23 protein-coding genes and 1 tRNA gene are annotated in these 25,414 nt (G+C 67.3%); 13 read left to right on the top strand and 11 right to left on the bottom strand.

The features are described from left to right. Window positions 1-92 precede the first annotated feature (92 nt). From ACW179_RS02080 to ACW179_RS02070, 3 genes are all read right to left on the bottom strand, one after another. On the bottom strand, window positions 93-980 hold the full coding sequence (locus ACW179_RS02080; RefSeq protein WP_492062481.1) for an alpha/beta hydrolase family protein: 888 nt from the start codon (window positions 978-980) through the stop codon (window positions 93-95). A gap of 206 nt (window positions 981-1,186) precedes the next feature. After that, complete coding sequence (gene secA / locus ACW179_RS02075) at window positions 1,187-3,952, bottom strand: preprotein translocase subunit SecA (protein ID WP_492062479.1); 2,766 nt, start codon at window positions 3,950-3,952, stop codon at window positions 1,187-1,189. Between the two features lie 168 nt (window positions 3,953-4,120). Further along, a complete protein-coding gene (locus ACW179_RS02070) occupies window positions 4,121-4,405 on the bottom strand; it encodes a hypothetical protein (RefSeq protein WP_492062477.1) in 285 nt (94 codons plus the stop codon). A 77-nt stretch (window positions 4,406-4,482) separates the two neighbouring features. On the opposite strand from ACW179_RS02070, the gene ACW179_RS02065 reads away from it, so the two are divergent. The 6 genes from ACW179_RS02065 to ACW179_RS02040 all read left to right on the top strand — a co-directional run bounded on the left by ACW179_RS02065 (window position 4,483) and on the right by ACW179_RS02040 (window position 10,130). Then, on the top strand, window positions 4,483-5,418 hold the full coding sequence (locus ACW179_RS02065) for a peptidylprolyl isomerase (protein WP_492062475.1): 936 nt from the start codon (window positions 4,483-4,485) through the stop codon (window positions 5,416-5,418). Window positions 5,419-5,430: 12 nt separating this feature from the next. Then, complete coding sequence (argJ, locus tag ACW179_RS02060) at window positions 5,431-6,885, top strand: bifunctional glutamate N-acetyltransferase/amino-acid acetyltransferase ArgJ (protein WP_492062473.1); 1,455 nt, start codon at window positions 5,431-5,433, stop codon at window positions 6,883-6,885. 207 nt (window positions 6,886-7,092) lie between these two features. Further along, a complete protein-coding gene (locus ACW179_RS02055; RefSeq protein WP_492062471.1) occupies window positions 7,093-7,257 on the top strand; it encodes a hypothetical protein in 165 nt (54 codons plus the stop codon). A gap of 33 nt (window positions 7,258-7,290) precedes the next feature. Continuing rightward, on the top strand, window positions 7,291-7,767 hold the full coding sequence (locus ACW179_RS02050; RefSeq protein WP_492062469.1) for a hypothetical protein: 477 nt from the start codon (window positions 7,291-7,293) through the stop codon (window positions 7,765-7,767). 42 nt (window positions 7,768-7,809) lie between these two features. Beyond that, window positions 7,810-8,583 carry an ABC transporter ATP-binding protein gene (locus ACW179_RS02045; RefSeq protein WP_492062465.1) on the top strand — a complete coding sequence of 258 codons (774 nt, stop codon included), beginning with the start codon at window positions 7,810-7,812 and terminating at the stop codon, window positions 8,581-8,583. Continuing rightward, window positions 8,580-10,130, top strand: a complete 1,551-nt coding sequence (locus ACW179_RS02040) for a putative ABC transporter permease subunit (RefSeq protein ID WP_492062463.1) — start codon at window positions 8,580-8,582, stop codon at window positions 10,128-10,130. The genes ACW179_RS02045 and ACW179_RS02040 overlap by 4 nt, the downstream gene beginning before the upstream one ends. A gap of 4 nt (window positions 10,131-10,134) precedes the next feature. On the opposite strand, the gene ACW179_RS02035 is transcribed toward ACW179_RS02040, so the two are convergent. Both ACW179_RS02035 and ACW179_RS02030 read right to left on the bottom strand, forming a co-directional pair. Continuing rightward, window positions 10,135-12,405, bottom strand: coding sequence for a sensor histidine kinase (locus ACW179_RS02035; protein ID WP_492062461.1), 2,271 nt, complete (start codon window positions 12,403-12,405; stop codon window positions 10,135-10,137). Window positions 12,406-12,597: 192 nt separating this feature from the next. Then, the gene (locus tag ACW179_RS02030; protein WP_492062460.1) at window positions 12,598-14,046 is read right to left on the bottom strand and encodes a DEAD/DEAH box helicase; all 1,449 of its coding nucleotides are present in this window, start codon (window positions 14,044-14,046) and stop codon (window positions 12,598-12,600) included. A 291-nt stretch (window positions 14,047-14,337) separates the two neighbouring features. On the opposite strand from ACW179_RS02030, the gene mutT reads away from it, so the two are divergent. Both mutT and ACW179_RS02020 read left to right on the top strand, forming a co-directional pair. Further along, complete coding sequence (gene mutT, locus ACW179_RS02025; protein ID WP_492062458.1) at window positions 14,338-14,742, top strand: 8-oxo-dGTP diphosphatase MutT; 405 nt, start codon at window positions 14,338-14,340, stop codon at window positions 14,740-14,742. Then, complete coding sequence (locus tag ACW179_RS02020; RefSeq protein WP_492062456.1) at window positions 14,658-14,903, top strand: Flp family type IVb pilin; 246 nt, start codon at window positions 14,658-14,660, stop codon at window positions 14,901-14,903. The genes mutT and ACW179_RS02020 overlap by 85 nt, the downstream gene beginning before the upstream one ends. Here the strand turns inward: ACW179_RS02020 and ACW179_RS02015 are convergent. Next, a complete protein-coding gene (locus tag ACW179_RS02015; RefSeq protein WP_492062454.1) occupies window positions 14,900-15,811 on the bottom strand; it encodes a methyltransferase domain-containing protein in 912 nt (303 codons plus the stop codon). The genes ACW179_RS02020 and ACW179_RS02015 overlap by 4 nt on opposite strands. On the opposite strand from ACW179_RS02015, the gene ACW179_RS02010 reads away from it, so the two are divergent. Genes ACW179_RS02010 through ACW179_RS01995 form a run of 4 tightly spaced genes read left to right on the top strand, consistent with a single transcriptional unit; the run spans window position 15,810 to window position 18,166 of the window. Continuing rightward, a complete protein-coding gene (locus tag ACW179_RS02010) occupies window positions 15,810-16,604 on the top strand; it encodes a ComF family protein (RefSeq protein ID WP_492064241.1) in 795 nt (264 codons plus the stop codon). The two genes, ACW179_RS02015 and ACW179_RS02010, sit on opposite strands and share 2 nt — an antisense overlap. Window positions 16,605-16,630: 26 nt before the next feature. Beyond that, window positions 16,631-16,888, top strand: coding sequence for a glutaredoxin 3 (grxC, locus tag ACW179_RS02005; RefSeq protein ID WP_492062453.1), 258 nt, complete (start codon window positions 16,631-16,633; stop codon window positions 16,886-16,888). Then, window positions 16,885-17,721, top strand: a complete 837-nt coding sequence (locus ACW179_RS02000) for a carbon-nitrogen hydrolase family protein (protein ID WP_492062451.1) — start codon at window positions 16,885-16,887, stop codon at window positions 17,719-17,721. Before grxC ends, ACW179_RS02000 begins: the two co-directional genes overlap by 4 nt. Window positions 17,722-17,731: 10 nt before the next feature. Continuing rightward, window positions 17,732-18,166 carry a DUF1178 family protein gene (locus tag ACW179_RS01995; RefSeq protein WP_492062449.1) on the top strand — a complete coding sequence of 145 codons (435 nt, stop codon included), beginning with the start codon at window positions 17,732-17,734 and terminating at the stop codon, window positions 18,164-18,166. Between the two features lie 123 nt (window positions 18,167-18,289). Here the strand turns inward: ACW179_RS01995 and ACW179_RS01990 are convergent. The 4 genes from ACW179_RS01990 to ACW179_RS01975 form a co-directional block, all read right to left on the bottom strand. Further along, window positions 18,290-18,379 (bottom strand) — tRNA-Ser (locus ACW179_RS01990). A 174-nt stretch (window positions 18,380-18,553) separates the two neighbouring features. Continuing rightward, window positions 18,554-19,399, bottom strand: coding sequence for an MBL fold metallo-hydrolase (locus ACW179_RS01985; RefSeq protein ID WP_492062447.1), 846 nt, complete (start codon window positions 19,397-19,399; stop codon window positions 18,554-18,556). Window positions 19,400-19,482: 83 nt separating this feature from the next. Continuing rightward, on the bottom strand, window positions 19,483-20,217 hold the full coding sequence (locus ACW179_RS01980; RefSeq protein WP_492062445.1) for a hypothetical protein: 735 nt from the start codon (window positions 20,215-20,217) through the stop codon (window positions 19,483-19,485). A gap of 94 nt (window positions 20,218-20,311) precedes the next feature. Further along, entirely contained in the window at window positions 20,312-21,331 is a 1,020-nt protein-coding gene (locus ACW179_RS01975; RefSeq protein WP_492062443.1) for an RluA family pseudouridine synthase, read from the bottom strand. Window positions 21,332-21,433: 102 nt separating this feature from the next. Between ACW179_RS01975 and ACW179_RS01970 the strand changes: the two genes are divergently transcribed. Next, window positions 21,434-23,782, top strand: coding sequence for a TonB-dependent receptor (locus ACW179_RS01970; RefSeq protein WP_492062441.1), 2,349 nt, complete (start codon window positions 21,434-21,436; stop codon window positions 23,780-23,782). A 106-nt stretch (window positions 23,783-23,888) separates the two neighbouring features. Here the strand turns inward: ACW179_RS01970 and ACW179_RS01965 are convergent, their stop codons facing one another. Then, window positions 23,889-25,409, bottom strand: a complete 1,521-nt coding sequence (locus tag ACW179_RS01965) for an ATP-binding protein (RefSeq protein WP_492062438.1) — start codon at window positions 25,407-25,409, stop codon at window positions 23,889-23,891. Between the last annotated feature and the right edge of the window lie 5 nt (window positions 25,410-25,414).

Genomic DNA, 25,414 nt, shown 5'->3' with positions numbered 1-25,414 from the left:
CACTTCGCTGGCGCTTCACGTGCAAGCTGAACCAGGGGTTCCCGCCACAAGGGCGGGAATGACGGTTGAAAAACGGGGAAGCGTGCGGAACCTTATTTGCCCGCCATTCGGTCGATCACCCCCACGATCCGCGCCCACGCCGCCGAGGTCGGGTCGATCAGTTCGAAATGACCCGCGTCGGCAATCGTGATCTCCTCGACCCGGTCGCCCGTCGCCTTGGCCCGGGCCGCGAACTCCACGCCGAACACCGGCGGCACGATGGGATCCAGCGCGCCGGAGATCACCGCCAGAGGCGTCCTTATCGGCAGGAAGGCCGGCGGCGAGGTGTCGGCATAGCGGTCCGGCAGCGCGGCACCGGCGGTCAGCTGATCGATGGTGTCGGGCCCGCCGCAGGCGTCGGGACCGGTAGCGCGATAGGCGGCCAGGTCGTTGATGCCGGCCAGGCTGACCGCGCCCCGGATCTTCAGGGGCTTGCCCACGCGCAGGGGGCTGGCCTTGGGCAGGCGATCGCGGCCCGCCGCCCAGGTGGTCAGGTGTCCGCCGGCCGAATGGCCCGCCACCACCACCCGCTTCAGGTCCAGATGATGCTGCGGTGCCAGCGTGCGCAGCTTGTCCAGGCCGTTGGCCACGTCGGCGAAGGTGCCCGGATAGCCGCCGCCCGGCTCGCCCAGCCGGCGGTAGGCCAGGTTCCAGACCGCATAGCCGCGCCCCTGCAGGTCCTTGGCCATATAGGCCATCAGCTCGACGCTGGGATACTTGGCCTGCCAGCAACCGCCATGGATCAGCACGACGACCGGGTGCTTGCCGGGGCCGGCGGGCAGCCACAGATCGCCGAACTGTTCGGGCTCGGTGCCGTAGGGGATGTGGGCTGTGGGCTGGGCGCGGGGCATGTCCAGCAGTTGCCGGAAGGTCTTGGGCGCGGCGGCTGCGGGGCTTGCGGTGGCGAGGGCGAACACGGCGACGATGGCGGCCAGGCGCATGGACAGTTTTCCGATCATTGTAGGCCTAGCTAGGCCGGGCAGGAGCGCACCCGTCAATCCTCCACCCGCTCTCCCCGGCGAAAGCCGGGGTCCAGATTCATCCTGAGCCTCTGGGGGTAATGCGCCTAAAGCTTAGCCAGCTCCAACCCGCAGTCACGGGTTCGAGCTGGGCCCCGGCTTTCGCCGGGGAGAGCGGGCAATAAAGCCTAGACCAGCGCGCCGTGGCAGTGCTTGAACTTCTTGCCCGAGCCGCAGGGGCAGGCGCCGTTGCGGCTGGTGTTTTCCCAGCCGGCGGGCAGGACCGAGACGGGCAGGGCTTCGCGCTGCTGGGGCGAGAGGCCCTCGGGCAGGGCCCCGGCGACAGCGACATTCTCGCCGGTCAGCGGGTCCATATGGACCTCGATCAGGTTTTCCGGCGTGTGCAGGGGCTCGGGTTCGGCATAGGCGATCTCGACCGTCATCAGCCAGCGGGTGGTGTTGGTGCGCAGGTCGCCCAGCAGCTTTTCGAACAGGCTGAAGGCTTCGGTCTTGTACTCGTTGAGCGGATCGCGCTGGCCATAGCCGCGCAGGCCGATGACGTTACGCAGGTGGTCCAGGTGCATCAGGTGCTCGCGCCACTGCAGATCGATCATCTGCAGCAGGAAGCTCTTTTCCACCTGGCGCATCTGCTCGGGCGTGATGATCTCTTCGCGCTGGGCGGCGTAGTCGTCTGCGGCCTTGGTCAGGCGCTCGCGCATCTCCTCGTCGGCAATGCCTTCCTCGGCGGCCCATTCGGCCAGCGGCAGGTCCATGCCGAACACGGCCTTCACGCGCTCGGTCAGGCCCTCGATGTCCCACTGCTCGGCATAGGCCTTGGGCGGCAGGTGACGCAAAACGAGGTCATCGACCACGTCGCGGCGCATCTCGTGGATGATCCCGGACAGGTCACTGGATTCCATGAACTCCTGGCGCTGCTCGAACACGGCCTTGCGCTGGTCGTTGACGACGTCGTCGTACTTCAGGAGGTTCTTGCGGATCTCGTAGTTGCGCTGCTCGACGCGCTTCTGGGCGGTGGCGATGGCGTTGTTGAGCCACTTGTGGGTGATCGCCTCGCCTTCCTGGACGCCGAAGGTGCGCATGATCGCATCCAGGCGCTCGCCGGCGAAGATGCGCAGCAGGTCGTCCTCGCACGACAGGAAGAACTTGGACCGGCCCGGATCGCCCTGACGGCCGGTACGGCCGCGCAGCTGGTTGTCGATACGGCGGCTTTCGTGGCGCTCGGTGCCGAGCACGAACAGGCCGCCGGCCTCCAGGGCGCGCTTCTTGGCGTCGGCGATCTCGGCTTCGAGGGCGACGCGCTGGGCGATCTCGTCCTCATGGTCGATGGTCAGGCCCAGGCCCTTTTGCTGCTGGCGCCAGCTGGCCATGCGCATGTCGACATTGCCGCCCAGCTGGATGTCGGTGCCGCGGCCGGCCATGTTGGTGGCGATGGTCACCGCGCCGGGCACGCCGGCGTCAGCGACGATGCCGGCTTCCTGCTCGTGGAAGCGGGCGTTCAGAACTTGGTGGGGAATGCCCGTCTGGGGCTTGCCGTCGCGCTCCCACTTGAAGGTCGACAGCAGCTTGGACAGCTCTTCGGACTTCTCGATGGAAACCGTGCCGACCAGGATCGGCTGTCCGCGCAGGTGGCAGTCGGCGATCTGCTTGAGGATCGACTCGTTCTTCTCGCGCTCGGTGCGATAGACCTCGTCGTCGTCGTCGATGCGCTGGATGACGCGGTTGGTCGGGATCTCGCTGACGCCCATCTTGTAGATGTCGTCGAATTCTTGCGCTTCCGTAGAAGCCGTCCCGGTCATGCCCGACAGCTTGGTATAGAGGCGGAAATAGTTCTGGATGGTCACCGAGGCCAGGGTCTGGTTCTCGGGCTGGATGGCGGCGCCTTCCTTGGCCTCGATGGCCTGGTGCAGGCCTTCCGACAGGCGGCGGCCGGTCATCATGCGGCCGGTGAACTCGTCGATCAGAACGATCTCGTCGCCCTTGACGATATAGTCCTTGTCGCGCGTGTAGAGCACATTGGCCCGCAGGGCCTGGTTGACGTGGTGCACCACCGAGATGTTGGCGGCGTCATAGAGGCCGGCGGTGTCCTCGGCCAGATGGCCGCCCGACATCAGGATCTCTTCGATCTTTTCCTGGCCCTCCTCGGTGAGGATGACCTGCTTCTGCTTCTCGTCGTGATCGTAGGTCGACTTGTCCTTGATCATCTCTTTGATCAGGGCGTCGATGGTCAGATACAGCGAGCTGCGGTCCTCGGTCGGGCCCGAGATGATCAGCGGCGTGCGCGCCTCGTCGATCAGGATCGAGTCGACCTCGTCGACGATCACGAAGTGGTGGCCGCGCTGGACCATCTCGTCGACGCTGTAGACCAGGTTGTCGCGCAGATAGTCGAAGCCGAATTCGTTGTTGGTGCCGTAGGTGATGTCGCTGCGATAGGCGCGCTGGCGCTCGCCCTGGCTCAGGCCGTTGACGATCACGCCGTACGAGAGGCCCAGGAAGTTATAGAGCTGGCCCATCCAGTCGGCGTCGCGCTTGGCCAGATAGTCGTTCACGGTGATGACGTGCACGCCCTTGCCGGCCAGGGCGTTGAGATAGGTGGGCAGGGTGGCGACCAGGGTCTTGCCCTCGCCGGTGCGCATTTCCGAAATGCCGCCAAAGTGCAGCACCATGCCGCCCACCAGCTGCACGTCGAAGTGGCGCATGCCCAGGGCGCGCTTGCCTGCCTCGCGCACGACGGCGAAGGCTTCGTTCAGAAGGTCGTCGAGGGTCTCGCCCTTTTCCAGGCGCGCCTTGAACTCGACGGTCTTGGCCTTCAGGGCCTCGTCGCTCAGGGAGGCATACTCCGGCTCATACGCGTTTATTTTCGCGACGCGGGCGGTCATCGTCTTGACCTTGCGGTCGTTGGAAGAGCCGAAGAGCTTTTTGGCGAAGCCGAGCATGAATAGGGGATCCGAGACGTGTCTGTGAGGGCCGGTGCTAGGGCTTTGGGGCCTTCACTACGGTAAAATGGAGGCGATGGAGCCAGTGGAAACTGGCTTCTCAACGCGCGCGGGAGACTTAAGCACCGACCCTGCGGGTGTCAACGCGAGGGCGGGTGTCGCTTGTCCTTATCTCCCGACGACAAACACCTCGAGAAGAAGTGCGCCGAGGAAGCACAGTCCAGCACAGATCCCCAGCGCCCAAAGATCGATTTTGAACCGGACAGGCCGCTCGCTGCGACGGACTTCAGCGTCTTTGAAGCCCGTCGGGCCTTTCAGTACGCCCGTTCTGACGCCATCCAAGATGCGCCAGACGAAAAGTGCCCCACCAAAGCCCAGAGCGATCGAGATTTGCCGTTCGCCCATTGGCGGTTCCGTTTTCCCAAAACGCTTGCCGGGCAGCTTTTTCCGCACGTTTCGCGAAGCTATTTCCTCTGAACGATAAACCGCGCTAGAGCGCTGGGGAAGAGCAAGCTCGAGATAGGCCCCCCATGATTGAAGCCAAGTCCCGCGTTTCCGCCCTTTTCGCTCTGGTCGCGACGGTGTTGCTCCTGGCCGCCTGCGGGCAGGACAAGAGCGCCGAGAAGCCGCCTGAGCCGGGCGATACCGCTGTGGCCAAGGTCAATGGTCATGCGGTCTGGGCGTCCGACGTCAAGCGCGAGGCCGTGGCCCAGGGCCTGATCAGTGAAGGCGAACCGCTGGATATCTCCAGCGAACTGTTCCGCCAGCGCCTGGACGAGGTGGTCGACCAGAAGCTGCTGGCCGCCGAGGCGCTCAAGCGCAAGCTGGACAAGGACCCCGTCGCCCAACGCCGCCTGGCCGCCGCCCGTGAACGCATCCTGGGCGACATGCTGGTCGAGAGCGTGGTGGAAAAGGCCGTCAACGAAGACGCCATCCGCCGCCTCTATGCCGAGCAGCAGAAGCTGTCCAAGCGCTCAGAAGAGATTCGGGCCCGCCAGATCCTGGTCGCCAGCCAGGCCGAGGGCGACAGCATCAAGAAACTCCTGGCGAGCGGCGCCTCGTTCGACGCCCTGGCCATGGAGCGCTCTACCGACCAGGCCACGCGCTTCAACGGCGGGGACCTGGGCTATTTCACCGTCGACGTGATGCCCGAGGCCTATGCCGGCGCCCTGAAGACCGCCAAGAAGGGCGACATCATCGGGCCCTTCGCCACAGAGGGCGGCTGGGCCATCCTGCGTGTCGAGGACAAGCGCATGGAAGAGCCGATCACGCTGGAGGCCGCCCGTCCGCAGATCGTGCGCTTCCTGACCTATGACCAGGTTCGTGACCTGCTGGAAAAACTGCGCGGCGGCGCCAAGGTGGATTTGCTGACCGGCAAGGCCCAGGACTTGCCCGGCGCGCCGCAGGAACCAGCCTCCGCCCCGCCCGAAGCCCCCGCACCGGCCGCCGCGCCGAACAAGAACTGATCGAGGCGAACCATGCCCCGCAAGACCGATACCTCCGCTGACGCCGGCGCGGCCGAAGTCCCTGCCAACGAGCCCGCAGTCCATGCGCCCGGCGCGGTCGAGCGCGTGGGCCAGACCCTGGAGCGGGCGCTAGACCCGCTGGCGACGGCCTTCAAGCGCGCGGGCCTGCGCCGCGCCGAAAAGCGCGAGGCCGCCGCCGCGCCGGCCGCCGCCGCTGCGCCGGGCAAGCCGGGCCTGGCCATCTCGCCGCTGGCCGTGCCGTTTCCGTTGATCCCGCCGATCCCCGGCGTCGAGATCGCCACCGGCCGCGCGGGCTTCTACAAGCATGAGCGCGAAGACCTGCTGCTGATGCGCTTTGCCGAGGGCACCAGCGCGGCGGGTGTCTTTACCCGGCACGGCGTCGGCTCGGCGCCCGTCGACTGGTGCAAGCGTCAGCTGACCGCCAGCGGCGGCGCCGACGTGCGGGCCCTGGTGGTCAATGCCGGCTGCGCCAACAGCTTCACCGGCAAGCCCGGAGCCGATGCGGTGCGCCGCGTGGCCACGGCCGTGGGCAAGCGCTTCGACTGCCGCCAGCGCGACGTGATGATGGCCTCGACCGGTGTGATCGGCGTCATTCTCGACGACAGCAAGATCACCGCCCGCCTGCCCGAGGTCGAGACACGCCTGACCGAAGACGCCTGGGCCGGCGCTGCGGCGGCGATCATGACCACCGACACCTTCCCCAAGGGGGCCTATGCCACGGCGATGATCGACGGCCATGAGGTGAAGATCGCCGGCATCGCCAAGGGCTCGGGGATGATCGCGCCAGACATGGCCACCATGCTGGCCTTCGTGGCCACCGACGCCAAGATCGCCCCGGCCGCCCTGCAGACCCTGGTCAGCCTCTATACGCGCACCACCTTCAACTGCGTGACGGTGGACGGCGACCGCTCGACCAACGACACCCTGCTGCTGTTCGCCACCGGCCAGTCGACCGCGCCCAAGATCCACCGGGCCGGTGACCGTCGCCTGGCCGACTTCCGCGAAAAGCTGGAAGGCGTGCTGCTGGACCTGGCCCTGCAGCTGGTCCGCGACGGCGAGGGGGCGACCAAGTTCGTCAAGATCACCGTCAACGGTGCCGAGAGCCCGGCCAGCGCCCGCAAGATCGCCCGCACCATCGCCGAAAGCCCCCTGGTCAAGACCGCCTTCGCCGGCGAGGACGCCAACTGGGGCCGGATCGTCATGGCCGTGGGCCGCGCTGACGAGCCGGTGGCCCGCGAGCGGATCAATGTCCGCTTCGGCGACCTCTATGCCGCCCGCGACGGCCTGATCTCGGCCGACTATGACGAGGCGGCGATGAGCGCTTACGTCAAGAAGCCGGAGTTCGAGGTTTCGGTGGACGTGGGCGTCGGCAAGGGCACGGCCACAGTCTGGACCTGCGATCTGACCAAGCAGTATGTGGCGATCAACGGGGATTACCGGAGCTAGGGGATGGTGTCCGGAATCCGAATTGTCAGCGCCCCCATCGGTGAAGCGCCACTCTGGGTCCGCGAGGCCTGGATAGGGTGCGAGTTACCGTTACGCGATCCGCGCGAACAAACGGTTCCAACCGTAGGGGTGCTTTCGGGTCCCCGGTCTTGCATCGGCTGGATCATAGCGAAATGGGCCCGGCGTATCGTCAGGGAGACGGGCTACGTGGTCGAATCCGCCGTCGCCGTGAAACTTCTTTCAGCTCGAAGGCCTGATGCCGCCGACTGGTGGCATAAGCATTGTCACTGGGCCGAGGATGCCGGTCGCGAGTTCTTGTTCGACACGCCCGCTTGCGAGCCGATTGACCTTTTGCCTGCCAACGAAGGTTGATCCGACTATCCTTGAACAGGGAGACCACGCGCTATGGCCGTTGAAATGCCGCCCATCCCCATAAACCTGTCCGAAATCGCCGATGCCTGCCGCGAAGCCGGCTATCTCGTCAGCGAGATCGACAACGGCCTGGAGGTGTCCGGCGCCGAGGACGGCGGGGCCTTCTATCTGTTTCCGCAAAACGGCTGGCTGCAGGTGCGCTGTCAGGTTCTGGATGGTGAAGACCTCGATCAGGCCCGCACCCTGGACGCCCTGTTCGAGACGGTCGCCCGCGCCCAATTCCGCCTGATCGGCTGCCGGTTTGGCTTCGATGTCCTGACCGGGCTGTGGCTGGTGGAAGACCTTTATCCCGGCTTCGAGCCCGACCGCCTGCCGGCCGTGCTGGAGCAGCTTGCCTTCGTCTGGACCTCCCTTGACGCCGTTCTGGCCGCCGCCCTGACCGGCGCGGTCGCCGATGACGCGACGCTGGATGCGGCGTTTGAGCTGGAGGCGGTCAGTCCGCCGAACTAGCAACCCTTCGCGGCTTGAACACCACCCTGCAATCACGTTCTCATGCCTGCGCAAGTTGCGTGGGGAACGACACCTTTGACCGAAGCCTTGATCGTGCGGGGTCTGAACAAGACCTTCGCCAAGCCGGCCGTGTCCGATCTGGACCTGACCGTGCATGCGGGTGAGCTCTATGCCCTGCTGGGTCCAAACGGGGCGGGCAAGACCACGACCTTGCGGATGGTGGCGGGCCTGACCAAGCCCGATACGGGCGAGATCAGCGTGTTCGGGATCGATGCGCGCCAGGACCCGGCCGGGGCCAAGGCCCTGATCGCCTGGGCTCCCGACGAGGCGATGATCTATGACCGCCTGACCCCTCTGGAATATCTGGAGTTCGTGGCCGGCCTGTGGAGCGTCGATCCGGCGCTCGCCAAGACGCGGGCCGAGCAGTTGCTGGCCCAGCTGGGTCTGGCCGACGAGGCGCGGCGGCGGTGCGAAGGCTTTTCGCGCGGCATGAAACAGAAGGTAGCCCTGGCCGGCGCCCTGATCCACGATCCCAAGCTCTTGATCCTCGACGAGCCCCTGACCGGCCTGGATGCCGCCGCCGCGCGGCTGGTCAAGGACATGCTGCAGGCCCGTGTCGAGGCCGGCTGCACGGTGATCCTGACCACCCACATCCTGGAAGTGGCCGAGCGCATGGCCGACCGGATCGGCATTATCGCCGGAGGCCGCCTGCTGGCCGAGGGGCGGCTGGACGAGCTGCGCGCCAAGGCGGGTGACGGCGCCGGCACCCTGGAAGACGTCTTCCTGCAACTGACCGCAGAGGGCGCGTCCGCGTGAGCCTGTTCAAGCCCGCCGGCACGCTCTGGCTGCTGGCCCACGAGATCCGCCTGGCCTGGCGCGGCTTTCGCGCCGGCCGGGCCGGCAAGGGGCCCGGCGCCCTGATCGGCCTGGCCGTTCTGTTCGCCTTCGCCTGCCTGGGCGGCGTGCTGATCGCCCTGGCCGTTCATGGCCACGAGGTGCCGATCACGCCGCTGTCGATCATCATCGCCGATCTGGCCTGCGCGGTGGTGCTGACCCTGATGCTGTCCCAGACGCTGAGCGCCTCGGCCGAGGCCCTGTACGAGCGCGGCGATCTGGACCTGCTGTTTTCCTCGCCGCTGGACCCGCGCCGCGTGCTGCTGGTGCGCGCTCTGGGCGTGGCGGCCAATGTGGCGCTGATCTTTCTGGTCTTCGCCGCGCCCCTGCTGCTGCCTTCGGTGATCTTTGGACATCCGGCCTGGGCGGGGCTGTTTGGGGTGCTAATTGCCCTGGCCCTGATCGCGACGGCCCTGGGCCTGTTCCTGGCCATGGCCCTGTTCGCCCTGATCGGGCCGCGTCGCACCCGCACGGTGGCCCAGGTGCTGGCGGCCCTGGTGGGCGCGGCCTTCTTCCTGGCCAGCCAGTATCGCAACCTGATGGGCGAGGCGGCCAGCGAGAACCTGTTCGCCAGCATCGCCCGTTCGGCCAGCGACGGCAGCCTGGTTCTACCGCCGCTGGCCAGCCTGCCGCTGCAGGCCATGGTCGGCCAGCCCCTGCCGCTGCTGGGGCTGCTGGCGTTGGGCGGGGGACTGTTCTGGCTGGCCGCCAACGCCCTTGGCCGACGCTTCTCCGACGCCGCCGCCGCCGCGCAGGGGGCCTCGTCGCGCCGCGCCAAGGGGCCGGCCAAGCCGGCCGGTGCCTTCGCAGCCGGTGCCTTCAAGGCCACGGTGCGCAAGGAACTGCGCCTGATCGGCCGCGACGCCACCCTGCTGTCGCAGGTGCTGCTGCGGGTGCTGTATCTGATCCCGCTGGCCCTGGTGCTGGCGCGCTCGGCCTCGAAGGTCGAGGCTGCGGCCCTGGCCGGCGGGGCGGGGATCGTCGTGTTCATGGCCGGGCAGGTGGCCGGCAGCCTGGCCTGGATTACACTCTCGGCCGAGGACACCCCTGACCTGCTGGCGGTCTCGCCCACATCGACCAGCGTGCTCTGGCGGGCCAAGCTGGTGGCCGCCCTGATCCCGGTGGCTGTGCTGCTGGCCGGGCCGATCCTGGCCCTGGCCTGGTTCCAGCCCCTGACCGGCCTGATCACTGCCATTGGCGCGGGCCTGTCGGCCTTCGCCTGCGCGCAGATCAATGTCTGGCACCAGAAGCCCAGCAAGCGCGCCGACTTCCGCCGGCGGCGCGGGGCGTCGTGGTACGCCACACTGGCCGAGTTCCTGATTGCGGGCCTGATATCGGGCGCCACGGGCCTGGCGGTGGCCGGGCTGACCGTCTGGGCGCTGCTGCCGTTGATCGTGGCCGGGGCCCTGCTGATGGCCATGCGCCGCAGCGGCGACCAGATTGCCCGCACGTTGCGTATGGCCAGTTAGCTCTTCAGGCGTCCAGGAGCGCCCGGATCTTGCAGATGACGCCGCTGGGCTCGAACAGGATCGAGGCTTCGCCGGACAGTTCTGCAGCCAGGCCCCGCTCGATCAGGCGTGAACCAAAGCCCCGCTGGGTCGGTGGGGAAACAGGCGGGCCGCCATTTTCGACCCAGGTCAGATCCAGCCGTTCGCCGCCGCCACCGGGCGCCAGTCCCCAGCTGATCACGACCCGTCCCGTTTCCGCCGACAGGGCACCGTACTTGACCGCGTTGGTGGCCAGTTCGTGCAGGGCCATGGAGAGCGAGAGGGCCGTGCGAGGCGACAGGCGGATCGAAGGACCCTTCAGCTCGAACCGCGCCGCGCCCCCGTGCAGCAAAACCAGGCGCGCGGCGATGTCGTGCAGTTCGGCCCCTTCCCAGTTCTCGCGGGTCAGCAGATCGTGGGCCTCTGCGAGGGCGACGATGCGGTTGGTGAAGGCCTCCTGCGCTTCGGGCAGCGAGCGCGAGCCGTTGAAACTCTGGGCGGCGATGGCCTGGATGGTGGCCAGCGAGTTCTTGACGCGGTGGTTCAGCTCGTTGACCAGCAGCCGCAGGTGCAGCTCGGCCCGCTTGCGGTCAGTGATATTGACGACCGCCCCCAGGAACCGAAGAGGCTTGCCGTCTGGAGAGAACACCACTTCGCCCCGGGCGTTGATCCAGCGCTCGGCGCCGTCCTCCCGTCCGATCACGCGCAGTTCGACAGTGTACTCGGCGCGTAGGGCCGGGTTTAGCGACGCCTGGATGGCTTCAATGGCCCGCGCTTGGTCATCGGGGTGAAGACTGGCGTAGAAGTCATTCAGATTCACCGGCGTGTCTGGCGGCAAACCAAACATCGCATAGCAGCGGTCCGACCAGACAAGCTGCTCGGTTTCCATGTCCAGTTCCCAGACCCCGACATCAGCGGCGTCGACGGCCAGGCGCAGGGTCTCTTCCTGCCGCGCCAGGTGCATCTCGGCGGCCTTGCGCTCGCTGACGTCTGAAACGACGCCGACGAAGCGGATGCAGACATCCTTGTCGAAATAGGCCCGGCCGAAGGTCTCGATCCACAGTAGGGCACCGTCACTGGCGCGCTTGATGCGGTATTCCAGATTGATCTTGCCGTCGCCTGTCGGGTCGAGGGCGGCTGCGACGGCGCTCTGCACCATCTCCAGGTCGTCCGGGTGGATCTGGCGTTCGTAAGCGTCCTGCGTATTGGGGCTGTCGACTGCGACACCGAAGATCGCCCGGGCCTGGTCATCCCAGAACCGCTGGCCGGTGGCGGGGTTGTGGTCCCAGCGGCCCATGCGCGCGGCCTCGACCGCTTGATCCAGATCGGCCCGGGCGGCTTGGAGGGCGGCATCGACGGTCTTGCGCTCGGTGATGTCCAGCACGACGCCGCTGTTGCGCAGCGGGGTGCCGTCCTCATCCAGAACGCAGCTGCCCCGGGCGTGGACCCAGCGGATCGAGCCGTCGGCCTGGATCAGGCGGTATTCGTCGGCGAAGTCGCCGCCGGTTTCCATAGCCGCCAGGCTGATGTCGCGGATGCGGTCGCGGTCGTCCGGATGAACCGCCTGGGTGAAGCTCGAAACGGGCAGGCCCGCATCGACAAATTCGGGCGACAGGGCGTGAAGCCGGGCATAGCCGGCGTCGGCATAGACCTTGTTGGCCTTGATGTCCCAGTCCCAGGCCCCGACGCCGCCCGCCGCCTGGATGGCCATGCGATAGCGCCGCTCGGTGTCGCGCAGGGCCTTTTCGATCTCGATGGTGTCTGTGATCTCGACGGCGGTGATCAGAACCCCGCCGACCCCGGTCTCGGACGTGGCGTCGGGCACGGGGCTGTAGCTTACGGTGAAATAGGCCAGGCGCGGAGCCGCGTCGCCGTCCCGTCTGACGTTCAGGGGCAGCTTTTCGAAGGCATAGCCGCCGCTGGCACCTGACAGGATGTCTTCATGCATGGTCCGCAGGCTGGCCTGGACGTCTGGCGAGTGTTCGGTGAACAGCATGCCCAGCGCACGGGGATGCAGATCGTGAAGGGCCGGCGCGTAGGCGTCATTGTAGATCAGGCACATCTGCGGACCCCAACGCAGGGCCATGGGGAAGTTGGTGGCCAGGATCATGTCGACCGCCAGCTTCAGGCTGGGGGGCCAGGCGTCCATCGGACCCAGCGGTGTGCTTGACCAGTCGAACGTGCGAACACGTCCAATCATCTCTCCACCCGCGATACGGGTCAGAGTCGATCCGGCGCGCGGCTTCGCGTCCGCCATCGCTTATGTCCCCTCCCAACCGGTCGCAGGCCGGTCCCGACGCTAGGTGACCCCAAGCCGTAGGGAGTTTCAAGCACCGTATGGTCGCTTGCAGGCGTGGGGTCTCGATCCGGGGAGGCCTGCAACGAAAAACGGCCACTTCCGCAGTCGCCCGCGAAAATGGCCGTCAAATCGATCAGGCTGTGGCCTGGATCAGTCGATGGGCGTCCAACGGGTTTCCACCGCTGTCACCGCGCCGCCGCCACCGCCGCCACGCTTGGGGCCGCGAAAATCGCCGCCGCCCGGCTTGGCCGAAGCGTTCGACGCACCGCTGCGACCGCCGCCTCCGCCATTACGGCCTTGGCCTTGACCGCCGCCGCCACCCTTGCCGGCTTCGCCGCTACGGGCCGGACGATTGCGCTGGCGGCGCAGTTCGCTGGGAACGTTGTTACGGGGATCAGCGCGGCGCGGATCGACATACTTCTCCGGCGGGGCCAGCTTGTCAGCCACGGCTGCAGCGGCCGCCAGGCTCTTGTCGTTGCGACGATCAAAGGTCGGGATCGTCTGACGCGTGGCCTTCTGGATGTCGCGCAGCAGGGTGCGTTCGTCATCGGCGCAGAAGCTGATGGCGATGCCGTCCTTGCCCTTGCGGGCGGTCCGGCCGATGCGGTGGACATAGGACTCCGGCACATTGGGCAGTTCGAAGTTGAACACGTGGCTTACGTCATTCACGTCGATGCCGCGGGCGGCGATGTCAGTGGCGATCAGGGCCTTGACCTGACCGGCCTTGAAGGCGGCCAGGGCCCGCTCACGCTGGCCTTGGGTCTTGTCGCCGTGGATGGCGGCCGCTTCGATGCCGCTGGCGACCAGATACTTGGCCACCCGGTCAGCGCCACGCTTGGTGCGGGTGAAGACGATCGAGCGTTCCACGGCCTTGTCGGCCAGAAGTTCGGCCAGCAGCGGACGCTTGCGCTGGGCTTCGATGAAGATCAGCGACTGCTCGATGCGCTCGACGGTGGTGGCTTGCGGCGTGATCGAGACCTGGGCCGGGTTCTTCAGCAGCTCGCCGGCCAGCTTGCCGATTTCGCTGGGCATGGTGGCCGAGAAGAACAGGTTCTGGCGTTCCTTGGGCAGTTGGCTGGCGATCTTGCGGATCGGCACCACGAAGCCCAGGTCCAGCATCTGGTCGGCTTCGTCGAGCACGAAGATCTCGACGCCCGACAGGATGGCGCTCTTTTCGCCCAGGTGGTCCATGAGGCGGCCCGGGGTGGCCACGACCACGTCGACGCCGGCCGCCAGGGCCTTCATCTGCGGGCCATACTTCACGCCGCCGAAGATGGTGGCGACGGTCAGACCCATGTGCTTGCCGTAGTCGCGGAAGCTTTCGGCGATTTGCGTAGCGAGCTCGCGGGTCGGCGACAGCACCAGGCAGCGGAAGCCGCGACGCGGGGCGGGCTTCTTGTCTTCGGCCAGGCGATGCAGGATCGGCAGGGCGAAGGCGGCGGTCTTGCCGGTGCCGGTCTGGGCGATGCCCAGCAGGTCGCGGCCGGTCATGACCGTGGGGATGGCTTGCGCCTGGATCGGGGTGGGGGTGGTGTAGCCCTTGTCGGCCAGGGCCTTGAGAAGCGGCTTGGCCAGGCCAAGGTCAGTAAATTGAGTCAAGTTGGCTGTCTTTCAGACATTGCCGCATGACGGCGCGCGCGGTCCTCGCGCGGCTCGTCCATGGGACGGGTCGGTTGGGGAGCGCCCCGCGTGGCCCGGGCGGTCTTATGGAAAGTTTCATGGCGCTCGACAGGCTGGTCCGAAACGGACCTTCACGCGACTGGAGCGCCGATAGCGCCTATGGGCGCAGCGGGCTTATCCTCTTTCGCAGGTGCGAAGTCAAGGGGCGGGGGATTGAGGCTGTGTCCCAACCTCTTGCAACCCGCGCCGCCTCGCGCCAAACCCGCCCTCATGACCAAGCCCATCGTCCTTGTCGCCGCCGCCGCCCTGATTGATGTCGATGGCCGCGTCCTGATCTGCCAGCGACCCCAGGGCAAGGCCCTGGCGGGGCTGTGGGAGTTTCCTGGGGGCAAGGTCGAGGCCGGCGAGACGCCCGAGCAATGCCTGATCCGCGAACTGGAAGAAGAGTTGGGCATCAAGGTCGCCCAGGCCTGTCTGGCCCCGTTCGTGTTTGCGTCGCACAGTTACGAGTCTTTTCACCTCCTGATGCCACTCTACCTGCTGCGGCGCTGGGAGGGCCTGGTCACGCGCAAGGAGCACGAGGCCCTGGCATGGGTGAAACCCGACAAGCTCGCCGACTATCCGATGCCGCCGGCCGACGTGCCGCTGGTCGCCTGGCTGCGCGATCTGCTCTGAAGGCCTTTTGGCGCGATGAACGCGGCGCGACCGCCGTCGAGGTGGGCGTGCTGGTGGCGCTGATCTGCATCGCCATCATCAGCGCCGTCTCGGTGCTGAGTGGCGCGATCAGGACCAGCTTCGACAAGGCCGGCACGGCGATGACGGCGGCCGCGAGCTAGACCGGCTTTTCCCCCGCCGACTGCTCCTGCGCGCCCAGCGCATCGGCCAGCCGCATCTTGGCCGAGCCCGGCCGCAAGGGTTTCTGCTGGCTCTCATGGGGCGCCCAACCCGTTACCGCCACGATCTCGAAGGTCGCGGGAACACGGCCGTCCGCCTCGGCGAAGCGTTCGACATAGAGCTCCATCGCCCGCAGCAGCACCCGGCGGCTCAGCGGCTTGCGCGAGCGGTCCAGCAGGACGCTGGTCTCGCCCATGCGTCGCAGGTCGCGCAGAAGTTCCAGGGGGTGGCCATAGCGCACCTTGACCCTGTCCACGTCCGCCACGGGTAGCGCGAAGCCGGCGCGTTGCAGCAGGCCCGCCGCATCAATGGCGTCGGCGAAGGGCGAGACGCGGAACGAGGCTCCGCCACTGATCTCGTCCTCGGCCTGCAACAGCACCTGACGAAGTTCGGTCAGTGTGGCGCCGCCGAACATCGCGCCGATGAACAGACCGTCGGGCCGCAGCGCCCGGCGGATCTGGATCAGGGCCCCGACCAGGTCATTGGTCCAGTGCAGGGCCAGGGTCGAGACGGCCAGGTCCAGCGTGTCGTCGCCGAACGGAAGGCGCTCCTCATCGGCGGCGACGCGCGCGCCGGAGCGGCCGGCCAGCATCCGAGCTGACAGGTCTGTCTGGAACAGCACATCGATATTGGCCGCTGCATCGCTTTGCGACAGAGCCTGAGCAAACGCGCCGTTTCGCGATCCCAGATCGACGGCGACGGGAAACCGTCGCAGGATCGTCTCCAGCCGCATGACGACATCCTGCGCCGCCCGACGCTTGAGGAAGTCGGCGCTGGCATAGTCTGGAGCGGCGCGGTCCAGCCGGGTGCGGTGCAGGGCGCGGTCGAAGAGAAGGGGCGTGGTGGTCATGTGGGCGGAACATGGCGATTCCGGAGGCCAATGGAAAGCCGCGCGTGCGCTCGGACCGCGTCTGGCAGGGCTGGGGCGCGGTTTGCTGGATCTGGTTCTGCCGCCCCGCGCCTTCGATGGCGGTCCGGCGCTCAGCAGCGGCCTGTCATCCGAAGCTTGGAGCAAGGTCACCTTCCTCGACGATCCGGTCTGTGACGGCTGCGGCGCGGCCCAGCCGTTCGACACCGGCGCCGTGCAGCATTGCGCCCTGTGCCTGGCCCGTCCGCGCGCCTTTGCCCGGGTCCGCGCCGCCTGCGTCTATGACGAGCACTCGCGCGACCTGATCCTGAAGCTGAAACATGCCGACCGCACGGACCTCTCAGGCCTGTTCGCCCGTTGGCTGTCGCGCGCCGCCGTCCCCTTGCTGGACGAGGCCGACGCCATCGCGCCGGTGCCCATGCACCCGGGCCGCCTGCTGCGCCGACGCTACAACCAGGCCGCCGAGATCGCCCGGCCGCTGGCGGGGCTCAGCGGCGCCCGCTACCTGCCCGACGCCCTGGTGCGCCGGCGCGATACTGTGAGCCAGGGTGGCAAGTCGGCGGTGGGCCGCCGCCGCAACGTCGCCGCCGCGTTCGTCGTGCCCGAGACCCGCCGCCACCAGGTGATCGGTCGAAAGATCTTGCTGGTCGATGATGTCCTGACCACAGGGGCGACGGCCGAGGGTTGCGCGCGGGCCCTGATGGCCGCCGGCGCGGCCCAGGTGACACTCGCCGTCGTCGCGCGCGTTACAGAACAGCACGCGCATCCTATATGAAGGTCCAAGGAGAGATTCACACCGCCATGGCTCACGTCACCATCTACACCCGCCCGTTCTGCGGCTATTGCGCCCGCGCCCTGAAGCTGCTGGGCGAAAAGGCCGCCGACTTCACCGAGGTCGAGGCCGGCATGGACCCCAAGCTGCGTCAGGAAATGATGGAGCGCTCGGGTGGCCGCGCCACCTTCCCGCAGATTTTCGTCGGCGATCAGCACATCGGCGGCTGCGACGACATGATGGCCCTGGAGCGCGAGGGCAAGCTGGACGGTCTTCTCACCGCATGATCCAGCCTGCGTCCTTGAGGGTCGGCCTGATCCAGACCCGCACCCCGGCCACCCACGCGGCCGCCCTGGCCCATGTGGCGCCGCTGGTGCGCGAGGCCGCAGCAGGCGGGGCGCAGTTTATCCTGACGCCGGAATGCACCAATGTGGTGCAGAAGGACCGGGCCAAGCTGCTGCCGTCGCTCACGTCGCTGCAAGACGACATCGTCGTTCAGGGCCTTCGCGATCTGGCCGTGGAACTGGGCGTCTGGATCGATGTCGGCTCGGCCCTGGTTACGCGCGAGGCGGGCGGCAAGGCGGCGAACCGCCAGGCGGTAATCGACCCGACCGGTGCCATCGTCGCCACCTATGACAAGCTGCATATGTTCGACGTCGACCTCCCTACCGGAGAAACGGCGCGAGAGTCGGCGGCCTATGAGCCGGGCGAGCGGGCGGTGGTCGTCGAGACGCCCTTTGGCGTTCTGGGCCTGACCATCTGTTACGACATGCGCTTTCCAGCCCTGCACCGGGCCCTGGCCCTGAAGGGCGCGACCATACTGACGGCTCCTGCCGCCTTTACCCGGCCCACCGGTGAGGCCCACTGGGAGGCGCTGCTGCGGGCCCGGGCCATCGAGACCGGCTCGTTCGTGCTGGCCGCCGCGCAAGGCGGTTTCCACGAGGACGGGCGCGGCACCTGGGGCCGCTCCATCGCCATCGGCCCGTGGGGCGAGATCCTCGGCGTGCTTGACCATGACGAGCCCGGCGTGCTTCTGGCCGATCTTGATCTTTCCGCTGCGGCCAAGGCCCGCGCGGCTATCCCCGCCCTCAAGAACGCCCGCGCCTTCGTCGGGCCCTGATCTCAAAATCATGATCAAGTACGCGCTCCAGTGCGATGCCGCCCACACGTTTGAGGGGTGGTTCGGCTCGTCGTCCGACTATGACGACCAGAGCACGCGCGGCCTGGTCGAATGCCCGGTTTGCGGCTCAAGCGGGGTGTCGAAACAGATCATGGCTCCGGCTGTGCGCGGCACGAAGGCCCAGCCTGTCGCTCCGGCCGTCGATCCCAGCATGCGCGAAATGATGATGACGGCCCTGGGCGAGGTACGTCGACACGTCGAGGACAATTTCGACAATGTCGGCGACGCCTTCGCCAAGGAGGCCCGCGACATCCACGAGGGCAAGTCGGAAGAACGCGGCATCTACGGCCAGGCCACCCCCGCCGAAGCCAAGGCCCTGATCGAAGACGGCATTAAGGTGGCCCCGCTACCGCCCCCGGCCCCGAAGAAGACGGACATCAACTGAGGCGGTCAGGCGTCCCCGAGGATGTCGAGTCAGGCCCGCTGAGTCGCAAGTCCGAAATCCTCTTTCTATACAGAGGGATGTCGGGTTCCCGCAGAGGCGTTCATCCAGGCTGGGACAGGGTAGTGGCGGAGAGGGTGGGATTCGAACCCACGGTGCCCTTCCAGGCACGCCGCATTTCGAGTGCGGTACATTCGACCACTCTGCCACCTCTCCATGGGTGCCGTTCGGGAGCTTTTAAGAACCGCCCGAGGTCGAGGGCGCGATACCTAGCGGCGTCGTCGCGGTAACGCAAGTCCCTATTGCGCGCATTGTGTCGCGGTCGCATGCGGGGGTGAAAAACCCTCAGTGTGCGGCCGGCAGGGCAGGGCCTGGCCGATGGCCAATTGGCTAAAGCGAACCCAGATCGGTCGGCGGAAAGCGGCGGCCGTCTTCGTCTTCGGGCGGCAGCTTGCCCGAGCGGATGGCCACGCGCAGGGCCTGGGCGGCGTAGGGCGCGGGCGGCAATGCGGCGTCGGCCGCCTGGCGGGCGGCCAGGAAGGCCTCCAGGTCGAGCCCATCGCGTAGCTGGGTGTTCTCGGCGCGCTGCTGGGCCACGGTGGTGGTCTCACGGCCGGCGGCGTCGGTCCAGCCAGCCAGCAGGCGGGTGTCGTCGGGCAGGGCCAGCAGGCGCCGGGCAGCGGCATAGAGGTCAGCCGCGTCGGTGCCGAACAGGTCGCAGCGGCCGGCACCCAGATCGGGGGCCAGCACCGCGTCGCCGGTGAACAGGACCGCGCCGATCTGATAGGCCATGGCACCGGGCAGACGGCCGCTGACGGCGTGGGCGGTGATCTCCAGCCCGCCCATCGGCATCACTTCTCCGTCCTGGGCCAGCTTGTCGAAGTCCCAGCCGTCCAGGTCAACGCCGTGTTCGCCCAGGGCCGGCGCAAGACGCTTGAGGCTGTTCAGAACCTCGGCGCCGATACAGACCGAGGCGCCGGTCTCGTATTTCAGGTGGCCCGCCGCTGACATGTGAGCGGTGTGCAGGCCGGTCTCGAGAATCCAGGTCGGACCCATGTCTCGGGCGCGGATCTCGGCGATGATCGCATCCACGAAGGAGGTGTCGATCGCCTGGGTATCAGGATCGAAGTCCAGCACTGGATCAACGATCGCGCAAAGCAGCGTGGCCGGATCTATGACGAGATAGGTCACCGTGCCCGTGGCGGGATGGCGGTGAGCGATGATTTCCGGCTGCATGCGAACGCCTGATAGGTCCCGATCCGCCTAACTTGACCTAAAGCTCTTAAGCATCAGCGAACGCGGTTGGCCCTGCGGGGTGATCAGCGAGTGCCGCCCGGAGCGCAGGGGTTGCGGTCGCCGCGCATCTCTGTGGCCCACAGCGGCTCGACATAGCGGCCGTCGGTGCGGAAGGCCGGGGCGCAGCCCTCGGGTGGGCCCTTGCTCTCGCCGCCGACCGCCAGAGAGACGGCGAGCGACTGCTGCTTGCCGCCCCGACTCCAGCGGCCGGGATGGCCGTAGTTGACGGAGTCACCGCTCCAGCCCCTACCTTCGGCATAACGACCTCCGGCATAGCCGCCGCCATAGCCATAGTCGTCATAGGGCTGGAAGACGGCGGTCTTGCCAAAGTCGGTTTGAGAGACGGCGATGCCCAGGGTCGAGGTTTCGCCGATCGGGATCAGGGTCGAGACATAGGCGCTGCGATAGCCGCCGGTGCCGATGGTCACTCCAGCCGAGCCGTGCATCCTGCGAGGCTCATCGGCATCGCGCCCCGTCACGCCAGGCGCATTGTCATCAAGGCGAACGGGCGGTGAGGCGGCCAGCCAGGCGGCGATCTGTTCCTCGGTGGTCAGGGCGCGTGGCGCGGGCGTCGCGGCCGCCTTGGCCGCCTGGAGCTTTGCGGCCTGTTCGGCTTCTGTCAGGTCGATCTTGCGGGCGGCGGTCGAAACGGCTTCGTCGGCGTCGGCGACCGTTTGGGCCAAGGCTGTGCCGCCCAGCGCCATGACGACCAGGATGGGGGCGGCCAGAACGGCGAGGATCGGTCGCGTCGGGGTCATCTGAGTTTCCGCAAGCAGGGCATGGTCATGGGTCTAGGCCCTGTTGTCAGCCCAATTAGGGCGCGTTTGTTGCCAAGCTGCAAGCTGCGCCGGCTCAAAGGGCCAGAAGGCCGGCCTGCAGCGCCGCCATATCGGCGGGAAGGGCGGTTTCGAAGCGCAGGGTCTCGCCGGTGATCGGGTGCACAAATCCCAGCACGGCGGCATGCAGGGCCTGGCGCTGAAAACCGATCTCTTCGATCACGGCCTTCACGCCCGCCGCTGGTGGGCCGCCGCCATAGACCGGGTCGCCAAGGCAGGGTGCGACCTTGCTGGCCAGGTGGACGCGGATCTGGTGGGTGCGGCCGGTCTCCAGCCGGCAGGCCACGCGGGCCGCCACCGGCTTGTCGGCCGGGCCAAAGGCTTCCTCGACGCGATAGTGGGTGATGGCCTCGCGGCCGCCGCTCTTGAGGATCGCCATCTTCTTGCGGTCGTGCGGCGAGCGACCCAGCTGGGTCTGGATCGTGCCGTGGGCCGGATAGGGCGCGCCGCGGGTCAGGGCGATGTAGAGGCGGTCGATGTCGTGGGTGGCAAACAGCGCCGACAGGCCCTGATGGGCGGCGTCGGTCTTGGCCGCGACCATGACGCCGGAGGTTTCCTTGTCCAGCCGGTGGACGATGCCGGGCCGCGCGACCCCGCCGACGCCCGACAGGCTGCCCCGGCAGTGGTGCAGCAGGGCATGGACCAGGGTGCCGGTATAGTTGCCGGGGGCCGGGTGGGCGGCCATGCCGGCGGGCTTGTCGACCACGATCAGGTAGGCGTCCTCGTAGAGGACGGTCAGGGGGATGTCCTCGGGCGAGGGTTCGGCGGCGATCGGGGCCGGGATCTGGAGTTGGTAGAGGCCCGGGCGGGCCTTTTGCGAGCCATCGGTTACCGCCCGGCCCTCCAGGCTGAGTCGGCCGTCGGCGATCAAGGCCTGCAGGCGCGCGCGCGAAAGGCTCTCGAACCGCGTCGCCAGGATCTTGTCCAGGCGTTCCCCAGCGTCATCCTCGGTCAGCGCAACCTCAAGCCTGGCCTCGGTTTGTGGCGCCTGCGCATCGGTCTCGATGTCGTCTGTATCGTCGTCCAGCGGGCTCAAGGGTGTTTCATCGCTCCGTCGCAATCTCGTCGCGCGTCCGACACGAGCGGCGCCTATCCGCCGGGACCTTGAGTTCCAGCTTACCGTCGAAGGGGATAATCGATGCGCGCGATCCACACCACCTTGCTGATGTCCGCCACCAGTGTTCTGGCGCTCAGCGTCGCTTCCATGGCCGTCGCCGCCGACGTCGATGCGCCGGCTGATGCCGCTCAGGTCGAGCAGGTCGTCGTCACCGCCCAGAAGCGCGAACAGAAGGCGATGGACGTGCCGGTCTCGCTGACCGCCTATTCGGGCTCGACGCTCGAGATGCTGGGCGTTCAGGAATTCGAGGAGCTGTCGCTGTTCGTTCCGGGCTTCGAGGTTCAGAACCAGTCGCCCAACAATCCGGGCTTCGTGATGCGCGGCATCACCTCGGACTCCGGCGAGGCCACCAACGAGCCGCGCGTTTCGGTCTATCAGGACGGCGTTTCGATCTCGAAGTCGCGCGGCTCCTATGTCGAGCTGTTCGACCTTGAGCGTGTCGAAGTGGCCAAGGGCCCGCAATCGACCCTCTATGGTCGCGGCGCGCTGATCGGCGCGGTCAACATCATCCAGGCCAAGGCCCGTCCGGGCTACGCCGCCTCGGCGCGTTTCGAGGGCGGCAACTTCGGCTACATGATGGCCGAGGGCATGTTCAACGCCCCGGTCACCGACACCCTGTCGATCCGCGTCGCCGGCCGCATCAAGCACCGCGACGGCTATGTGAAGAACCTGCTGGTGGGCGAGGACTTCAACTCGACCCAGACCACGGCGGTGCGCGTCGCGCTGAACTGGCGCCCGACCGAGCGCTTCGACGCCGACCTGCTGGTCAACTACCAGTCCGACAGCCCGTCGGGCACCTCGTTCAAGTCGCTGACCTACCTGCCGACCGACCCGACCACGGGCGCGGTGCTGGGTGATCTGGGCCGCAATTCGGGCGCCGCCCTGGCGACCGTGGCCGGCTTCGAGAACGACCAGAAGCTGGGTCTCGAGCGCGACGTGTTCAGCGTCACCGGCCTGGCCAATTACAAGATCAACGACGCGTTCTCGCTGGCCTCGACGACCGCCTTCCGCCGCTTCGCGGGCGAAGAGATCTTCGACGCCGACGGCTTCTCGCTGCCGCTGTTCACCTTCGCTGAAGACGCCCAGGGCAAGTCGGCCAGCCAGGACCTGCGCCTGAACTATGACGCCGGCGGTTCGGTCACCGCGTTTGGTGGCCTGAGCTACTTCTGGGAAGACGGCAGCCAGCGCGTGCCGCTGCTGTTCAACGAAAAGGTGTTCGCCGCCCGGGCCGGCGCGATCCCGGGTTTCGTGCGACCCAACGTCGCCGGCATGTCCGTGATCAACGCGATCCCGAACTTTGCGGCGCTCAAGAGCCAGCACCTGGAAACCTTCACCAACTACGGCAAGACCAAGTCGTATGACGCCTATGGTGATGTGACCTGGAAGGCGACCGAGAAGCTCGAGCTGGCGGCCGGCCTGCGCTACACCTATGACGACAAGGAAAGCGGCTACGGCGTGGTGCTGGGCAATGGCGGCTCGGTGCTGGGCGGTAGCACGCCGACCACGCCGCGCGGCCTGTTCGTGCAGCCCACCACCAATGGTCAGGCCCAGTACAAGAGCTTCACCGACAACGGCATCACCTACCGGGTCGTCGGTCGCTACGCCGTTACCCCTGACGCCAACCTCTATGCTTCGGTCGCCACCGGCCGTCGCCCCAAGGTCGTTCAGGGCGGCAACACCGTTCCCGGCGCTGCGGCGCGGTTCACCGAGATCCCGGCCGAAGAAGTCATCTCTTACGAGATCGGCTCCAAGGTCGCCCTCATGGATCGTCGTTTGACCCTGGAGGGCGCGGTCTATCGCTATGACTACGAGAACTTCCAGACCTCGATCCGTCTGCCGTCCGGCCAGGTCGTTTCGACCAATGCGGGCGAGGCTTCGGCCACCGGCTTTGAAGGTCAGACGACCTTCCAGATCACGGGCAATGCCACGGTGTTCGGCACCTATGCCCACAGCAAGGCCCGCTTCGGCAACGGTCTGTTCAAGGACAACCGCTTCCGCCTGTCGCCCGACGACAGCTTCTCGCTGGGTGCCAATGTGGCGTTCGACGCGCCGATCGGCCGTTTCACGATCACCCCGACCTATACGTGGCAGTCGGAGGTGTTTTTCGACAATGCCAACGACCGGGCCGCGCTGCAGACCACGGGCGACGTGATCCAGGACGAAAAGCAGAAGGCCTATGGCCTGATGAACCTGCGCATCGGCTATCAGCCCAGCAAGGACAGCGCCATCAAGATCGAGGCGTTCGCCACCAACCTGCTGGAACAGGACTACATCAAGGATGCGGGCAATACGGGTGACGCCTTCGGCATCCCCACCTTCATCGCCGGCGAGCCGCGCTTTGTCGGCGTGGCGCTGTCGATCAAGCGCTGATGGACTTTAGAGCGGGTGATCTGATGGAATCAGATCACCCGCTCTAGTTTCTTGTTTTCACGCGCGTTTCGTTCCGAAAACCGGTTCCCACTTTTCGGAACGCGCTTTAGAGGCCTTGCCGGTCCTGGACCGGTGAGGCCTCGCCCTGCACTATGGGCGTCCTGGTGGCCTCGCTCAGAGGCTCCGGGGCACCCGATAGCGTCAGGTCGAATACCGAGCCACCAGGGCCGGTTTCCACCAGGACGAGATCGCCTCCGTGGCCCTGGGCCAGTTCGCGGGCGATGGCCAGGCCAAGGCCGGTGCCGCCGCGCCGGACCGAGCCCATGAACGGCTGAAACAGGTTGGCCTGGGCCCGGGCCGGAACGCCGGGGCCGTCATCCGACAGGCGCAGGATGCTGTTGCCCTCAACCCGCCGCAGTTCCACGAAGATGCGGCCTTTGCCGCCGCGATCCGTCGCGCCCTGGACGGCCTCGCGGGCGTTGCGGAGCAGGTTGGTCAGGATGCGATGCAGCTGGTCGGGGTCGGCCAGCACCTGTTCGCGGGCGTCGATCACCGTTTCCAGGGCCACGCCGCCGGGCGTCAGGCCCGAATCCTCGGCCGCCATGTCGAGGGCGGCGCGCAGCGGCGTGGCGCGGGCCACCGGGGCGGGCTCCCTGGACTTGCCATAGGCCATCACGTCGCTGGCCAGGGTGATGGCGCGGTCCAGCGCCCGCTCCAGGCGCGGCAGGGCCTGGGCCACCTTGGGATCGCCCAAGGCGGCCAGTCGGTCCGAGGCCATCTGGGCGCTGGTCAGCATGTTGCGCAGGTCGTGATTGATCTTGGCCACGGCTTCGCCCAGGGCCGCCAGGCGCGCCTTGGACGCCAGCGCTGTCAGCAGGTCGGTCTGCATCCGGTCCAGTTCCAGCTCGGCCCGGCCGATCTCGTCGCGACGGGTCGAGACCACAATGCGGGCGGCCGGATCATCGGGATCGGCGCGGAACTGCTCCATGGCACGGGTGATGCGCTGCATGGGGCGGACCAGGAACGTGTTCAGGAACAGATAGACAAAAAAGCCGGCCAGGCCCGCCACGAAGATCGTCACCCCCGCCAGCCGCCAGAAATAGCCGACCAGCTCCGCCTTCAGCGGGGCATCGGGCAACACCACCTCAACGAACTCGGCCTTGCGGAAGCGCGGTTCGGCCATCACGCGGACCATGCTGCCGGGCGGGCTGGTCAGGGTGAAAAAGGGCGCGGCCAGCCACGAGCCGGGATTTTGCCGACGCAGGTCCACCAGATAGGGCGTCTGCATCGGGACCTTGGGTGGCAGGACCAGACGCCGGGCGCCATCGACCTGAACGGCCACGGTCACGGCTCCGGCTTGATCGAACAGCTGGCCGGCGACGGGATCGCTGACCCGCAGTTCAGGATCGCTTTCGGCGATGGTCGAGGCCAGTTCCCCGGCCCGGACCCGGTCCAGCAGCCATTGCTCTTCATAGGCGGCCAGGGTCGGTGGCAGGATCATCAGGCCGGCCAGGGTGACGACGGAGGCGGTGAACAGCAGCAGGCGCGCCGACAGGCCGCGTGGCCACGGGAAGCGCCGTCCTGGCGGCGCGCTCTGGATTTCCTGCGGCGAGACCGGCTCGGTCATGACCT

It is taken from the genome of Caulobacter sp. AVps18, assembly GCF_058681425.1.
This window is presented reverse-complemented; position numbering and strand designations above follow the sequence as displayed.

What these genes read in the sequence shown, in the direction of transcription:
- ACW179_RS02080 (WP_492062481.1), bottom strand. Translation starts at nt 980, where the DNA reads ATGCGCCTGGCCGCCATCGTCGCCGTGTTCGCCCTCGCCACCGCAAGC.
- secA (WP_492062479.1), bottom strand. Translation starts at nt 3,952, where the DNA reads ATGCTCGGCTTCGCCAAAAAGCTCTTCGGCTCTTCCAACGACCGCAAG.
- ACW179_RS02065 (WP_492062475.1), top strand. Translation starts at nt 4,483, where the DNA reads ATGATTGAAGCCAAGTCCCGCGTTTCCGCCCTTTTCGCTCTGGTCGCG.
- argJ (WP_492062473.1), top strand. Translation starts at nt 5,431, where the DNA reads ATGCCCCGCAAGACCGATACCTCCGCTGACGCCGGCGCGGCCGAAGTC.
- ACW179_RS02050 (WP_492062469.1), top strand. Translation starts at nt 7,291, where the DNA reads ATGGCCGTTGAAATGCCGCCCATCCCCATAAACCTGTCCGAAATCGCC.
- ACW179_RS02045 (WP_492062465.1), top strand. Translation starts at nt 7,810, where the DNA reads ATGCCTGCGCAAGTTGCGTGGGGAACGACACCTTTGACCGAAGCCTTG.
- ACW179_RS02035 (WP_492062461.1), bottom strand. Translation starts at nt 12,405, where the DNA reads ATGGCGGACGCGAAGCCGCGCGCCGGATCGACTCTGACCCGTATCGCG.
- mutT (WP_492062458.1), top strand. Translation starts at nt 14,338, where the DNA reads ATGACCAAGCCCATCGTCCTTGTCGCCGCCGCCGCCCTGATTGATGTC.
- ACW179_RS02020 (WP_492062456.1), top strand. Translation starts at nt 14,658, where the DNA reads ATGGGTGAAACCCGACAAGCTCGCCGACTATCCGATGCCGCCGGCCGA.
- ACW179_RS02010 (WP_492064241.1), top strand. Translation starts at nt 15,810, where the DNA reads ATGTGGGCGGAACATGGCGATTCCGGAGGCCAATGGAAAGCCGCGCGT.
- ACW179_RS02015 (WP_492062454.1), bottom strand. Translation starts at nt 15,811, where the DNA reads ATGACCACCACGCCCCTTCTCTTCGACCGCGCCCTGCACCGCACCCGG.
- grxC (WP_492062453.1), top strand. Translation starts at nt 16,631, where the DNA reads ATGGCTCACGTCACCATCTACACCCGCCCGTTCTGCGGCTATTGCGCC.
- ACW179_RS02000 (WP_492062451.1), top strand. Translation starts at nt 16,885, where the DNA reads ATGATCCAGCCTGCGTCCTTGAGGGTCGGCCTGATCCAGACCCGCACC.
- ACW179_RS01995 (WP_492062449.1), top strand. Translation starts at nt 17,732, where the DNA reads ATGATCAAGTACGCGCTCCAGTGCGATGCCGCCCACACGTTTGAGGGG.
- ACW179_RS01985 (WP_492062447.1), bottom strand. Translation starts at nt 19,399, where the DNA reads ATGCAGCCGGAAATCATCGCTCACCGCCATCCCGCCACGGGCACGGTG.
- ACW179_RS01980 (WP_492062445.1), bottom strand. Translation starts at nt 20,217, where the DNA reads ATGACCCCGACGCGACCGATCCTCGCCGTTCTGGCCGCCCCCATCCTG.
- ACW179_RS01970 (WP_492062441.1), top strand. Translation starts at nt 21,434, where the DNA reads ATGCGCGCGATCCACACCACCTTGCTGATGTCCGCCACCAGTGTTCTG.
- ACW179_RS01965 (WP_492062438.1), bottom strand. Translation starts at nt 25,409, where the DNA reads ATGACCGAGCCGGTCTCGCCGCAGGAAATCCAGAGCGCGCCGCCAGGA.